The 13,556-nt window shown below is 56.3% G+C and carries 15 protein-coding genes; 6 read left to right on the top strand and 9 right to left on the bottom strand.

Translation table 11 applies throughout. The features are described 5' to 3' along the window. The first annotated feature begins 26 nt into the window (after nucleotides 1-26). Genes waaA through coaD form a run of 3 tightly spaced genes read left to right on the top strand, consistent with a single transcriptional unit; the run spans nucleotide 27 to nucleotide 2,550 of the window. On the top strand, nucleotides 27-1,301 hold the full coding sequence (gene waaA / locus GUC22_RS00670; protein ID WP_024359715.1) for a lipid IV(A) 3-deoxy-D-manno-octulosonic acid transferase: 1,275 nt from the start codon (nucleotides 27-29) through the stop codon (nucleotides 1,299-1,301). Next, the gene (locus GUC22_RS00665) at nucleotides 1,301-2,077 is read left to right on the top strand and encodes a glycosyltransferase family 2 protein (RefSeq protein WP_004137723.1); all 777 of its coding nucleotides are present in this window, start codon (nucleotides 1,301-1,303) and stop codon (nucleotides 2,075-2,077) included. Before waaA ends, GUC22_RS00665 begins: the two co-directional genes overlap by 1 nt. Continuing rightward, nucleotides 2,074-2,550, top strand: a complete 477-nt coding sequence (gene coaD, locus GUC22_RS00660; protein WP_004106901.1) for a pantetheine-phosphate adenylyltransferase — start codon at nucleotides 2,074-2,076, stop codon at nucleotides 2,548-2,550. The genes GUC22_RS00665 and coaD overlap by 4 nt, the downstream gene beginning before the upstream one ends. A 100-nt stretch (nucleotides 2,551-2,650) precedes the next feature. Here coaD and mutM read toward each other — a convergent pair whose 3' ends face one another. The 8 genes from mutM to radC form a co-directional block, all read right to left on the bottom strand. Continuing rightward, nucleotides 2,651-3,460, bottom strand: coding sequence for a bifunctional DNA-formamidopyrimidine glycosylase/DNA-(apurinic or apyrimidinic site) lyase (gene mutM / locus GUC22_RS00655; protein WP_064410588.1), 810 nt, complete (start codon nucleotides 3,458-3,460; stop codon nucleotides 2,651-2,653). Nucleotides 3,461-3,523: 63 nt separating this feature from the next. Then, a complete protein-coding gene (locus GUC22_RS00650) occupies nucleotides 3,524-5,860 on the bottom strand; it encodes a TonB family protein (RefSeq protein ID WP_160183320.1) in 2,337 nt (778 codons plus the stop codon). Further along, complete coding sequence (locus GUC22_RS00645; protein ID WP_160183319.1) at nucleotides 5,861-7,234, bottom strand: DNA-binding protein; 1,374 nt, start codon at nucleotides 7,232-7,234, stop codon at nucleotides 5,861-5,863. Further along, on the bottom strand, nucleotides 7,224-7,949 hold the full coding sequence (locus tag GUC22_RS00640) for a PP2C family serine/threonine-protein phosphatase (RefSeq protein ID WP_148865731.1): 726 nt from the start codon (nucleotides 7,947-7,949) through the stop codon (nucleotides 7,224-7,226). The genes GUC22_RS00645 and GUC22_RS00640 overlap by 11 nt, the downstream gene beginning before the upstream one ends. Nucleotides 7,950-7,953: 4 nt before the next feature. After that, on the bottom strand, nucleotides 7,954-8,631 hold the full coding sequence (locus GUC22_RS00635) for a vWA domain-containing protein (RefSeq protein WP_049131051.1): 678 nt from the start codon (nucleotides 8,629-8,631) through the stop codon (nucleotides 7,954-7,956). A 199-nt stretch (nucleotides 8,632-8,830) separates the two neighbouring features. Further along, complete coding sequence (gene rpmG, locus GUC22_RS00630) at nucleotides 8,831-8,998, bottom strand: 50S ribosomal protein L33 (RefSeq protein ID WP_003024094.1); 168 nt, start codon at nucleotides 8,996-8,998, stop codon at nucleotides 8,831-8,833. A 20-nt stretch (nucleotides 8,999-9,018) separates the two neighbouring features. Beyond that, nucleotides 9,019-9,255 carry a 50S ribosomal protein L28 gene (rpmB, locus tag GUC22_RS00625; RefSeq protein WP_002436699.1) on the bottom strand — a complete coding sequence of 79 codons (237 nt, stop codon included), beginning with the start codon at nucleotides 9,253-9,255 and terminating at the stop codon, nucleotides 9,019-9,021. A 216-nt stretch (nucleotides 9,256-9,471) separates the two neighbouring features. Continuing rightward, complete coding sequence (radC, locus tag GUC22_RS00620) at nucleotides 9,472-10,137, bottom strand: RadC family protein (protein ID WP_004126657.1); 666 nt, start codon at nucleotides 10,135-10,137, stop codon at nucleotides 9,472-9,474. A gap of 175 nt (nucleotides 10,138-10,312) precedes the next feature. Between radC and coaBC the strand changes: the two genes are divergently transcribed. The 3 genes from coaBC to slmA all read left to right on the top strand — a co-directional run bounded on the left by coaBC (nucleotide 10,313) and on the right by slmA (nucleotide 12,731). Beyond that, nucleotides 10,313-11,524, top strand: coding sequence for a bifunctional phosphopantothenoylcysteine decarboxylase/phosphopantothenate--cysteine ligase CoaBC (gene coaBC, locus GUC22_RS00615; RefSeq protein WP_049131056.1), 1,212 nt, complete (start codon nucleotides 10,313-10,315; stop codon nucleotides 11,522-11,524). After that, nucleotides 11,502-11,960, top strand: coding sequence for a dUTP diphosphatase (gene dut, locus GUC22_RS00610; protein WP_004126662.1), 459 nt, complete (start codon nucleotides 11,502-11,504; stop codon nucleotides 11,958-11,960). The genes coaBC and dut overlap by 23 nt, the downstream gene beginning before the upstream one ends. Nucleotides 11,961-12,134: 174 nt before the next feature. Continuing rightward, on the top strand, nucleotides 12,135-12,731 hold the full coding sequence (gene slmA / locus GUC22_RS00605) for a nucleoid occlusion factor SlmA (protein ID WP_004137709.1): 597 nt from the start codon (nucleotides 12,135-12,137) through the stop codon (nucleotides 12,729-12,731). 124 nt (nucleotides 12,732-12,855) lie between these two features. Here the strand turns inward: slmA and pyrE are convergent, their stop codons facing one another. Next, complete coding sequence (gene pyrE, locus GUC22_RS00600) at nucleotides 12,856-13,497, bottom strand: orotate phosphoribosyltransferase (protein ID WP_004126666.1); 642 nt, start codon at nucleotides 13,495-13,497, stop codon at nucleotides 12,856-12,858. Nucleotides 13,498-13,556: the final 59 nt, after the last annotated feature.

Raw genomic sequence — 13,556 nt, 5'->3', positions numbered from 1 at the left:
CAAAAACATAAATACGGATAAATCGCTTGGAATTGCTTTATACCGCCCTACTTTACCTCATTCAGCCGCTGGTGTGGCTGCGACTGCTGTTACGCAGCCGTAAGGCCCCTGCCTATCGTAAACGCTGGAAGGAACGTTATGGCTTCTGCCAGAACAAGGTAGAACCGGGTGGCATCCTGCTGCATTCCGTTTCCGTTGGCGAAACCCTGGCGGCTATCCCGCTGGTGCGCGCGCTACGCCACCGTTACCCCTATCTGCCGATCACCGTCACCACCATGACGCCAACCGGGTCTGAGCGCGCCATGTCCGCTTTTGGCAAAGACGTGCATCACGTCTATCTGCCTTACGATCTGCCCGGCGCGATGAATCGCTTCTTCAATACCGTTCAGCCAAAGCTGGTTATCGTGATGGAAACCGAGCTGTGGCCGAACATGGTCGCCACACTGCACAAGCGTAAAATCCCACTGGTGATCGCTAACGCTCGTCTGTCCGAACGTTCGGCGAAAGGCTATGCCAAACTGGGTAAATTTATGCGTCGGCTGCTGAGCCGCATTACGCTTATCGCCGCGCAGAACGAAGAAGACGCTAACCGCTTTATCGCCCTTGGCCTGAAACGCAATCAGCTGGCGGTCACCGGCAGCCTGAAGTTTGATATTTCGGTCACCCCCGAGCTGGCGGCTCGCGCCATCACCCTACGCCGCCAGTGGGCGCCGCACCGCCAGGTGTGGATTGCCACCAGCACCCACGACGGCGAAGAACAAATTATTCTTCAGGCGCATAAAAAGCTGCTCGAGCGTTTCCCCAACCTGCTGCTGATCCTCGTCCCTCGCCACCCGGAGCGCTTCGGCGACGCCCGCGAGATGGTGCAGAAAGCGGGAATGAGCTACACCCTGCGCAGCACCGGCGAAATCCCGTCGAACAGTACCCAGGTGGTGATTGGCGATACCATGGGCGAGCTGATGCTGCTGTACGGTATTGCCGACCTCGCGTTTGTCGGCGGCAGCCTGGTGGAACGCGGCGGTCATAACCCGCTGGAGCCCGCCGCTCACGCGATTCCGGTATTGATGGGCCCGCACACCTTCAACTTCAAAGATATTTGCGCCAAGCTGCAGCAGGACGACGGTCTGATTACCGTGACCGACGCCGATTCGCTGGTGACGCAGGTTTCCAACCTGCTGACCGATGAAGATTACCGTCTGTGGTACGGCCGTCACGCGGTGGAAGTCCTGCACCAAAACCAGGGCGCCCTCTCCCGTCTGCTACAGTTACTACAACCCTACCTGCCGCAGCGGAGCCACTGATGTCGCCTCGCCTCTCGGTCGTGATGATCGCCAAAAATGCGGCGGATCTGCTGCCTGATTGTCTGGCCTCGGTAAGCTGGGCCGATGAGATAGTACTGCTGGATTCCGGCAGCAGCGATAACACCGTTGAACTCGCCCGCAGCCTGGGCGTTCAGGTACATATCAACCGCGACTGGCAGGGCTACGGCATTCAGCGTCAGCGCGCCCAGGACTACGCCACCGGCGACTATGTGCTGATGATCGATACCGACGAGCGCGTTACCCCGGAGCTTGCGCAGTCCATCCGCAGCGTGCTGGCCGCGCCGAAAGCCGGGGCGATATACAGCATCGCCCGCCGCAACTATTTTCTTGGCCGCTTTATGCGCCACAGCGGCTGGTACCCCGACCGCGTGATGCGCCTGTACGAACGCGACCGTTACCGCTATAACGATAATCTGGTTCACGAATCTCTCGACGGCCAGGGCGCGCAGGTTATCGAACTCGCGGGCGATCTGCTGCATCTGACCTGCCGCGATTTTTCCGGCTTTCAGCAAAAGCAGCTGGCTTACGCCGCCGCCTGGGCGCAGGAGCGCCATCAAAGAGGGAAGAAGACCTCGCTGGCCGCTATCTTCGGCCATACGCTGGGCGCCTTTGTTAAAACGCTGCTGCTGCGCGGCGGCGTGCTGGATGGAAAGCAAGGTTGGCTGCTGGCGGTAGTCAACGCGCAATACACGTTTAATAAATACACCGAGCTGTGGGCCCTGAGCCGCGGCTACTCGGAGAAAGTATCATTATGAGCACAAAAGCGATCTATCCGGGAACCTTCGACCCTATCACCAACGGCCATATTGATATCGTCACCCGCGCGGCCAGCATGTTCGATAAAGTGCTGCTGGCTATCGCCGCCAGCCCGAGCAAAAAGCCGATGTTCACCCTCGACGAGCGCATCGCGCTGGCCACCCAGGCAACGGCGCATCTGGTTAACGTTGAGGTTATCGGCTTCAGCGATTTAATGGCTAATTTCGCCCGCGCGCAGCAGGCCAATATATTGATTCGCGGCCTGCGGGCGGTGGCGGATTTTGAATATGAGATGCAGCTGGCGCATATGAACCGTCATCTGATGCCGACGCTGGAGAGCGTGTTTCTGATGCCGTGCAAAGAGTGGTCGTTTATCTCCTCTTCGCTAGTAAAAGAAGTGGCGCGCCACCAGGGCGACGTCTCTCACTTCCTGCCCGCTAACGTTCACCAGGCGCTGCTGAAGAAGCTGTAATCCTGCGCCTTCGGGGCTCTTCCCGGAGGCGATGCTGCGCATCTGTCCGGGCTACCGGACCAAGCGCAGCGCGAGACGGGATCAACGCAACCATCGCACCTTACTTCTGGCACTGGCGGCAATAAAACGTCGCCCGCTGTGCATGCTTGCTGCCGATAACCGGCGTCCCGCAAATGCGGCACGGCTCGCCCTTGCGGCCATAAACCTGTAATTCCTGGGCGAAATAGCCCGGTTTACCGTCGCTTTGCAGGAAATCCTTCAGCGTCGTCCCGCCCTGTTCGATGGAGCGCAGCAGGACCAGCTTAATCACTTTCACCAGCTGCTCGCACTCTTCGCGCGACAGCGAGGACGCCAGACGATCGGGATGGATCCCCGCCGAAAACAGCGATTCGCTGGCGTAGATATTGCCCACCCCAACCACCAGCTTGTTATCCATCAGCCAGGGCTTAATCGCGGTTTTCTTCTTCGCGCACTTCTGCTGGAGATAATCAGCGTTGAACTCATCGCTCAGCGGCTCCGGCCCCAGATGCGCCAGCGCCGGATGGCCCTCCAGCTCTTTGGTCCACAGCCAGGCGCCAAAGCGGCGCGGATCGGTATAGCGCAGGACCTTGCCGTTACTCATCACCAGGTCTACATGATCGTGCTTCTCTGCGGGCAGCTCTTCGCTGAGGATACGCAGGCTGCCGGACATGCCGAGGTGGACGATAATCCAGCCGTCAGGCAGCTCCAGCAGCAGGTATTTGGCACGGCGGCGCACGCTGAGCACCGGAACGTCGCTCAGGCGATAGATCTCTTCGGAAACCGGCCAGCGCAGGCGTCCATTACGCACCACGGCGTGCAGGATGGTGGCGCCAATCAGGTGCGGTTCAATCCCGCGGCGGCTGGTTTCTACTTCAGGTAATTCAGGCATATTTTTCTCATATTAAAACAGCAGGCGCCGCTATTTTACCTCGTTCAGGAGGCCGCGACGCGACTAGTGCTGAAAATTCACGCCGATGGTTATCTGCCTGCCATCGGGCTGCGGTTTGAACTTCCAGCGCCAGAGCATATCGACCGCCCGCGCATCGTACTGTTCCACTTCGCTGCTTTTGCTCACCAGCACCAGCGTCGGCGCGCCGTTTTTATCAATATCAACGGTAAGCTCAGTCCGTTTATCGCCCTGCATTTGCGGCGCCTTCCACTCAACGCCGAAGAAAGACGCGTTCAACACCGCATTCTTGTCGATATCAACCGTCATACTCACCGGCGGGTCAAAGGGAACGAGCGTTTCATGGCGGTCCAGCTTTTTGCTCGCCGGCAAGATTTCCCCGGCTTTTGCGGTCTCTTCACCTTTCGCTCTTTCCCCGAGGATATCAGCATAATCCGCGTACACTTTTGCCGAAAGAATCGCATTACGCTCGCCCATGCCAACCCGCATCAGTAGCTTAGTTTTGATATTCGCTATTTTCTGCTCGGTATCCTCGGCGAGTGGCTGTAGCAACAGGGAGTAGATCATTGCGCCGATGTACAGTTCAGGATCGCGCTCGGCCCACAGGCTGCCCCACCCCATCCACACCTGCGGATCCTCCGGAGCCAGCGCCAGCAGTTGCGCCCACGTCGCCCGTTTCTCGTCAAAGGAAACATAGCTCTTTCTCAGCGCCAAATCCTTCAATAACGGCGCATAGTAGGGATGCGTTTCGACCAGCGCTTCCATCGCCTCGGTCATTTCGGTAAAACCTTCTATTCTGCCTTTGGTCGTTTTTTCTCGTTTTTTGAAGTAGATAAGCTGTAAATTGCGCGCCTCTTCCGCGCTCAGTTTCTTCTGCGGAAAAAGCGCTTTCATCCGGGTGAATTGAGCGGCCATCTCTTGCGCGGCGGCTTCCATTCCAGGTTTATTATGCCGGGCCGCCAGCCGTGAGATACGCATCGCCCGTGATTCCATTTCCCGATAGTGTTCATTCGGAGACAGGCGATCGCTGATAAAGGTCACCGGCATCAGCAGGCGCTTTCCCTGCCGATTAGAGTGAAAACGCCACTGCGGCGCGTAGTGGAGCGCCGCTTTATCAAACTCGGGAACGCTGCTGCTGCACTCAACCACCACGTTTAACAGCTCGCCGCTGGCGTCTGTATCCAGCGAGAGTACCGTCGTCGCCGACTTGATATATTTATTTATCGCCGGGTAGAGCATCGGCGGCACCGTCTCTTTGCCGATCCCATATCTTTCTGGCTCAATGCTGACGTGCCCCGGAAAGTGCTCGTTAACTGTGCTGATGCCACGCACGGGGCCTTCTTTAAACACGATCGATTTCGATAAAGGCAGCACCTTGCTACCTTCGCCTTTTTCCGTTGCATACCGGTCCAATGGCAAATCGCAGGAGCGCGTCTGCATTCTGGCCTGCAGAATATGTAGGATTTGCCGGTCGTCAGACGGCATTTGCGCGATATACGCCGCTAACCGCTGCTGTAGCGCAGGCTGGCGCGGGCTATCCTTCAGGCCCTCCGCCATCAATAATCCGCTCGTAATGCTTTGCGTAAGCGCCTGAAACTGCGAATTTCGCACCCGCTCATTATCGCGGGACTGGATCAGCGCTAACGCCCAACCCAGCCAGGCGTCAGAGTTTTCCGGCGCAATGGCGATTGCCTGCCGAAAGGCTCTTTCCGCCCGCGATTTGTCCGCATCCGTTGTCAGCGTCAGGATAGCCGCGGCCAGCGTCAGATCGCCACGGTCCGGCATCCAGCTGAGATAATCCGTTATTTTGGGTAATGCTTTCGCTTCTTGTTCGCGATAGCCCAGTGCCTGCTGCCAGAGCGCATCCGCGGCGGCGGCATCTTTTTCACTCCAGCCAAGCGGCAGCTCCGCTAATGGCTTTTTCTGCGCGATAAATTGCTCGACAATCTTGTGCTGATTAAACGGTTCCCCACGCAGGATTATCTGAATAAAACGGGCATGACGGTCATAGAGAAAATCCGCCCAGGCGGGCGATGCCAGCTGATTCATACTCTGCCAGCGCCGCTGGTTTTGCTCGCCAATTGGGACATTGAATAAGGTGATACCGATAACAAAAACAATCTGCGCCACGGCAGCAATCAGATAGCCTTTATTGCGCCGGGTAATCGCCACCCACATCAGGGCGGAAAAGTAGAGAGTTCCCCCTAGCCACAGGCCGTAGAGCAATAAACGCTGGGGAGCATTCAGCGCCGCCGGTAAAAGCGAAAGCTTATCCACCAACATAAAGGGTGCAGACCAGAGAAAGAGCACCATATTCGGCGCGACAAAAAGCGCAATCAAAGACAAGATGACCAGCAGGTGTTTTAACTTCGGCGTAATCATTTATGGCTTACTCCGAAGAATCGCCAGCAGCCCCATCACGGCTATCCAGACAAAAATCAGGATTAACGCCGCATTATCGTACCAGGCATGCCAGGGACCGCTCAGTTGGGTAAAATTACGCGCTAATATGGCCATCACCAGCGTGCTAATCACAGCCAGCGCGCCATGCCAAACAAATGCAGGAACTTTGCTGCGCATATTGCGCCACAGCAGCGTTAACGGCCCCGGCCCAGTTGGCTGACGAGGTACCGCAGCGGCTGGCGCCACGCGAGGCTGCCGCTTTGCGGGCGCAGGCTTTGGACTAACGGTTTGTGTCCGCTTATGCTGCTTCGCCTGTTTTACGCCCTCAACAACCTGTTTTTCACGTGCGCAGACCAGGCACGGCATCCCGGCGAAATGCTGGTGTTTCTTACTACAGAGAACAATTTTTTGCGTACTGCGTAGCGCATAAGGACGCAGGATCTTCGCCCATTCATCGGCGGAAGGACGTTGGGCAGGCGAATCGCTAAAGGCGCGATCGAATAGCTTGCGTAGCCCAGCGGGCAGCAGGTGATGGGTACTGGCCGGTACCGGAGAGATATTCTTTGCGGCATTGATGCCGTAGGCGTAGCAACCGGCGGCGATGCGACCGGGTAAATCATCAGGCACTTTTGCCGCCTGCGCGCGGCCGCTATAGGGATGAATGCCGTGGTTGAGCAACTGGAAAATAATCACCGCCAGCGAGAAGCGGTCCTGAGCCTCTTCCTGTTCGCCCGGCACCTGGCCAATGCGCTGGAACTCAGGCGCCAGGTAATCCGGCGTGAACTGCCCGGCCGGGAAACGCTCGCCCTCGCCCTGGATGCTAAAGCCATCGCAGTCAAGCAGCGCGATGTACAGGCTGTCGCGATAAAAACGCAGGTTGACCGGCTTCATGTCGATAACCCGGTGCTGGCGCGCGTGTAACGCCGAGACCAGGGTGGCGAGGTTGCAGGCCAGGCTCACTTTGGCGCCAATCCCCTCCGGCAGATTCTGCGCCTTCGCCTGCCGCGACTGCAAAATATACTCCAGCTCAATAGTGCGCCGGGTATCGAGCACCGGCATAACAAAGCCAAAAACCCGCTTGCGCTCGTCGAAGAGCAAATAGTCAGGCCACGCCAGTTGGACGATCGCTTCACCGTCAGCAGGCGCGGGGATTTCCGGGCGCTGCGCAAGCATGGCGCTAAGCTTGCGCTGGTAATAGCCGGTATCGATATTGGGATGATAGATTTTCGCGACGCGGGAAGGGTCATCCGCCAGAAAATAGACGCTGCCAGCGCCGCCGCTCTTAATCAGTTTTCCCAGGCGTACCGCGCGACGTTGCTCGTTATAACACCCAGGGGCTTTTTTATGCTTCATTACGCAGAGCTACCAGAAGCGTCTTATCATCGCCGGTTATCGCCCAGGTGCGCGGGTCGTCAAGCGTGGCGCGTATCGCCTCACTCCCTTCAACCTCAGAGACCTGCGGCAAATAACGCAAAACAGGGTCCATAAAGGGGGAGAATAGCGCATCGCCGCGCCGGTTTAGCGCAAACGGCTGCACGCCGTCGGACATCATCACCAGTTGCGTGGCTCTGCCAGCAAACTGACGGATGCGTAAATGTTCGCGCCAGTCGTGGCTGGTGAGAAACCAGGTCTGGTTGGCGTATTCACCGTTTTCAGGTAACGAGAAGTGCTGCTCAGCGTCGATGCTCAACTCCGCGACGCCATCACCGATATGCAGCACCACTGAGGCGGTTTCCCCGAGCCATGCGGCCACAACGGTACAGGCAAAATCGCCTGCGGAAAGCCCTCGCTCCTGCGCCGCCAGCAGAACGACCTCACGCACGCTCGCTATCAGCGTCGCCAGCTGCTGTTCATCAGGCGCGGCGGTGAATTTCGCCAGCCGTTCGGCCAGCTCTCGGGCGACTAAAACCGCACCCTGTTCGCTATAAGCGGCTGAGCCTGCGCCGTCGCATACGGCGGCGACCAGACGATCGCCCAAATTGCGGTAGCAAAAGGCATCCTGACAAGGAAGGTTATTTTGTCTGTGGCTGCTGCCAATGACCGACGAAGCGTAAACGCGCCAGTTCATCGCGTCAGACCGAAATTTCTGACCAGCTATCCGTCGGCGGCAGCTGTGCTCTACCGCCAGGGGTAGACTGCGAAACTACCTGCATGCTGGCGCTCAGCCAGAGGAACAGCTCGCGGAACTGCAAACCTTTTAGCTGCTTCACGCCGTTTATACCGCTACGACTGAAGTGACCCATCGATTCGGAAGCCTCGCTACCCACGCTTATCGGGAATACGGCAACCTTATTCGCCGCCTGCGCCTCGCGGCACTCCTGGGCCGCCGTCTGCCAGTTATCCGTTGGCGCGCCGTCCGACATCAAAAACAGCCATGGCCGGGTATAGGGTACGCCAGCTGCTTTCAGGCGCTGCTTTTCAGCTTCAATTTCACTTAACGCCATGCTGACGGCCTGCCCGGTAGGCGTTAAGCCGTTGGCTTCAAGAACAGGTGCGGTGAAATCCATCGCATCGCACCAGTCGCCGTACAGCTGACACTCGTCGTAACCGCCATATTTAATCACCAGCAGGCGAACGCGTTTGGCAGCTATCACATCATGCTTGAGTTCTTCTTCCAGTAGCTTGAGCCCCTGATTTAGCTGGGCGATTGGCTGGCCGTCCATGCTGCCTGAGCAGTCAAGGACTAAAATCAAAGGCGTACGCTGTTCACTATTATCGATAAATGAAACATCCGGAATTAAAGACGTCATAACAATCCCTGTCGGTGGTTTTCTGTACCGGCAGGATAAACACCCCATGCTGGTAAGACAAGAAAAACCAATTCATTCATATGGTTAATGATTATCAATAAAAAAGAAGAGCGGGATATATTTCGGAGGCAGGATGAGTGTAAAGCGAAAAACAAAAAACCCCGCCGGGGCGGGGTTTTTCTGTACAAGGAGTCTAAAATTATTTGATTTTAGCTTCTTTGTACAAAACGTGCTGACGGACAACTGGATCAAACTTTTTCAGTTCCAGTTTTTCCGGCTTAGTACGCTTGTTCTTCGTGGTGGTATAGAAGTGACCAGTACCAGCAGAAGAAACCAGCTTGATTTTCTCACGAATACCTTTAGCCATGATTTATTTCCTCTAAGTACTTAGTACTTTTCGCCACGGGCACGCAGTTCGGACAGAACTGTATCGATGCCTTTCTTATCAATAACACGCATACCTTTAGCAGATACGCGCAGGGTGACAAAACGCTTCTCGCTCTCAACCCAGAAACGGTGAGAGTGCAGGTTCGGCAGGAAACGGCGTTTAGTCGCGTTCAGTGCGTGGGAACGGTTGTTACCGGTCACCGGACGCTTGCCAGTAACTTGGCAGACTCGGGACATGTCTATTCTCCAAAAATCAAATTAGCTCGAGCTTCGTATGGGGTATTGGCGCCTCGTCAGGCTTTACAGCCCGGTCATCGCAGTTCTAAGCGAACTCTCGATTGCCAGGCCCAAATGCCAAACCCGAGATTCTCAAAGGTGGCGTAGTATACGCTGACTCGGCGATGTGCTCAAGTCCCGAACAGACAAAGATCCCGATGGATCGCGCGATCGGGGCTAAATCCAGCCGCGTTCAGCGAAAGATACGTACGCTCCGCGGCCAATGACAAGGTGATCCAGCACACGTATATCCATGAATCGACAACATTTTATCACTCTTTCGGTAATCAGCCTGTCGGCCTTGCTCGGCTCAGGACTACCGGATGGATGATTATGTGCCAGGATCACCGCGGCGGCGTTCACTTTGATGGCTTCGCGTACGATTTCTCGCGGATGCACCTCAACGTGGCTAAGAGTACCAGAAAAAAGTCGGCTATGTTTCAATACCCGATTCTGATTGTCTAAAAAGATCACCATGAAGATCTCGCGCTCTTCGTCGGCCAGCTGGCTTTGCAGAAATTCTCGCGTCATCGATGGGGTAACCAGCGAGGGTTCTTCGGTCATTCGCAGACTAAAATAGCGTCGCGCCAGTTCAGCGATCCCTTTTAGCTGCGCATATTTCGCCAGGCCAATGCCTTCCACCTCGGCAAACTGCGACTCCTCCGCCGATAACAGGCCGTACAGCGAGCCAAAACGCTGCAGCAACTCGCGCGAAAACGTCATCACATCCTGCGTGCGGGTACCGGTACGTAAAAATAGCGCCAACAGTTCAATATCCGACAAAACTTCGATACCGTAGCGCTGCATCTTTTCCCTCGGCATCAGGGATTCTTGTATTTCCATCGCGGCCTCTCCTTCCTACTCCGCGCTATCCTGGCACAGCCTTTTTGCGCCGCCGATACGCAAGTTTTATCCCTGCGTGGCGCCTCGCAAAGTGAATCTCTACCAGGCACACGATGCCGTGAGGATTGTGATAAGATGCGCGAATTCTGGTGTACCGCAACAGGAAAAAATCATGATGAGTCTGGCTGGTAAAAAGATCGTTCTTGGCGTGAGCGGCGGCATTGCCGCCTATAAAACGCCGGAACTGGTGCGCCGCCTGCGTGACCGCGGCGCGGATGTCCGCGTCGCCATGACAGAAGCCGCAAAAGCCTTCATTACGCCGTTAAGCTTACAGGCGGTGTCCGGTTATCCGGTATCCGACAGCCTGCTCGACCCGGCCGCCGAAGCGGCGATGGGCCATATTGAGCTGGGGAAATGGGCTGATCTGGTCATTCTTGCCCCCGCCACCGCCGACTTAATCGCCCGCATCGCGGCAGGCATGGCCAACGATCTCGTCTCGACGATCTGTCTCGCTACGCCGTCACCGGTCGCCGTCGTGCCCGCCATGAACCAGCAGATGTATCGCGCCGCCGCCACCCAGCATAATCTTGCCGTCATCGCCGCCCGCGGCCTGCTGGTATGGGGCCCGGACAGCGGCAGCCAGGCCTGCGGCGATATTGGCCCAGGGCGGATGCTCGACCCGCTGACCATTGTGGATATGGCCGCGCAGCATTTCTCTCCTGTCAAAGATTTGCAACATCTGAACATCATGATTACCGCGGGCCCCACCCGCGAGCCGCTGGATCCGGTGCGTTATATCACCAACCACAGTTCTGGTAAGATGGGCTTCGCGATTGCCGCCGCCGCCGCGCGTCGCGGTGCGAACGTTACGCTGGTGAGCGGCCCGGTTTCGCTGCCTACGCCGCCGTTTGTACACAGAATTGATGTCACCACAGCACTGGAAATGGAAGCCGCGGTGCAAAATAGCGCGTCTCAACAGCAGATTTTTATTGGCTGTGCGGCAGTCGCCGACTACCGTGCGGTCGCCATCGCCGAAGAAAAAATTAAAAAACAAGGTGATGAATTAACCCTGAAAATGGTTAAAAATCCGGATATCGTCGCAGGGGTCGCTGCGCTTAAGGCCAACCGCCCTTACGTCGTTGGGTTTGCCGCCGAAACAAATAATGTGGAAGAATACGCACGGCAAAAGCGAGCCCGCAAAAATCTTGATCTGATTTGCGCCAATGATGTTTCACAGCCAAATCAAGGATTTAACAGCGACAGCAATGCATTACACCTTTTCTGGCAGGAGGGAGATAAGCGCTTACCACTTGAGCGCAAGGAACTCCTGGGCCAATTATTACTCGACGAGATCGTTACCCGTTATGATGAAAAAAATCGACGTTAAGATTCTGGACCCGCGCGTTGGTCAGCAATTTCCGCTGCCGACCTATGCCACCTCCGGCTCCGCCGGACTTGACCTGCGAGCCTGTCTCGATGACGCCGTAGAGCTGGCTCCCGGCGCAACCACTCTCGTGCCGACCGGCCTGGCGATTCATATTGCCGATCCTTCTCTGGCCGCGGTCATTCTCCCGCGCTCCGGGCTGGGCCATAAGCACGGTGTCGTACTGGGTAACCTGGTCGGTTTGATTGATTCTGACTATCAGGGCCAGTTGATGGTTTCCGTCTGGAACCGCAGCCAGCAGAGCTTCATCATCGAACCCGGCGAGCGTATCGCGCAAATGGTGTTTGTGCCTGTTGTGCAGGCGGAATTTAACCTGGTGGAAGATTTTGACGCCACCGATCGCGGCGAAGGCGGCTTCGGTCACTCAGGGCGTCAATAAGCCCGGCGATAGAAAAAATCTTTCGGGGCGTCGCCGACAAAAGGGCAGCCTGAAGGATGAAGTGGAACCAGCATCGCAAAGCGCACTAATGCAATAACATCACCGCAGGCCACAGCTTGCGGTCGCTTTGTGGGTGCCTGCCTGACAAGTGCTTTTTCAGGGGTATTTTAAAACATGGCAGAAAAACAAACTGCGAAAAGGAATCGTCGCGAAGAAATACTTCAATCTCTGGCGCTAATGCTTGAATCCAGCGATGGGAGTCAGCGCATTACCACAGCGAAACTGGCGGCGTCCGTTGGCGTATCCGAAGCGGCTCTGTATCGGCATTTCCCGAGCAAGACCCGCATGTTTGATAGCCTGATTGAATTTATTGAAGACAGCCTGATTACGCGCATCAATTTGATTTTAAAAGATGAAAAAGACACCTCAGCGCGCCTGCGGCTGATTGTTCTGTTGATTCTTGGGTTTGGCGAGCGTAATCCTGGGCTGACACGAATTCTCACCGGCCATGCGCTGATGTTTGAACAGGACCGGCTTCAGGGCCGTATCAATCAGCTGTTCGAGCGTATTGAAGTTCAGCTGCGTCAGGTGATGCGGGAAAAGAAAATGCGCGAAGGCGAAGGCTTTACCGTCGATGAGGCCCTGCTGGCCAGCCAGCTATTGGCCTTCTGCGAAGGGATGCTGTCGCGCTTTGTGCGCAGCGAGTTTAAATATCGCCCGACGGACGATTTTGACGCCCGCTGGCCGCTGGTCGCCGCCCAGCTGAAGTAATTATCGCCTGTCTCTATGCAGCCAGAAAGGCTGCATCTCTTCCCACAGGAACTTTATCCGCGTGGATATCCTGCAGCTCTTAGCGTAGCGGCTTAAATCAGCCCGGCGCCTGCCGGGCTGCGGTTTATACGCCGTACGCTTCGCGATAGGCGCGAACTGACGCCAGGTGTTCAGCCATTTCCGGCTTCTCTTCCAGATAGCTAATCAGGTCTTTCAGCGTCACGATGGAAATCACTTTACAGCCGTAGTCGCGCTCAACTTCCTGAATCGCGGAGATTTCGCCGCGCCCGCGCTCCTGACGGTCAAGAGAAATCAGCACGCCGGCCAGCTCCGCGCCGTTGGCCTGGATAATTTCCATCGATTCCCGAATCGCGGTGCCTGCGGTGATAACATCATCCACCAGCATCACGCGGCCCTGCAGAGCGCTTCCCACCAGATTTCCGCCCTCGCCGTGGGTTTTCGCCTCTTTACGGTTAAAGCAGTAAGGCAGATCGCGGTCATGGTGTTCCGCCAGCGCGACCGCCGTGGTCGTGGCAATCGGAATACCTTTGTAGGCCGGGCCGAACAGCAGGTCAAAATCAATCCCGGAATCCACCAGCGCTTCGGCGTAAAAACGGCCTAACAGAGCCAGATCGCGCCCGGTATTAAACAGGCCGGCGTTGAAGAAATAGGGGCTCTTGCGCCCGGATTTCAGCGTAAACTCGCCAAACTTAAGTACCTGCTTGTTAAGCGCAAACTCAATAAACTGGCGCTGATACGGTTTCATGGATTCGCTCCTCATCTTACTTTTCTACGGACAAAAAAAAGGCGACTTCTCAGTCGCCT

This window comes from Klebsiella sp. MPUS7 (assembly GCF_009905335.1).
In the GTDB taxonomy this organism is placed as follows: Bacteria; Pseudomonadota; Gammaproteobacteria; order Enterobacterales; family Enterobacteriaceae; genus Klebsiella; species Klebsiella grimontii.
The sequence above is the reverse complement of the archived record's forward strand: the minus strand, read 5'-3'. Positions and strand labels throughout refer to the sequence as shown.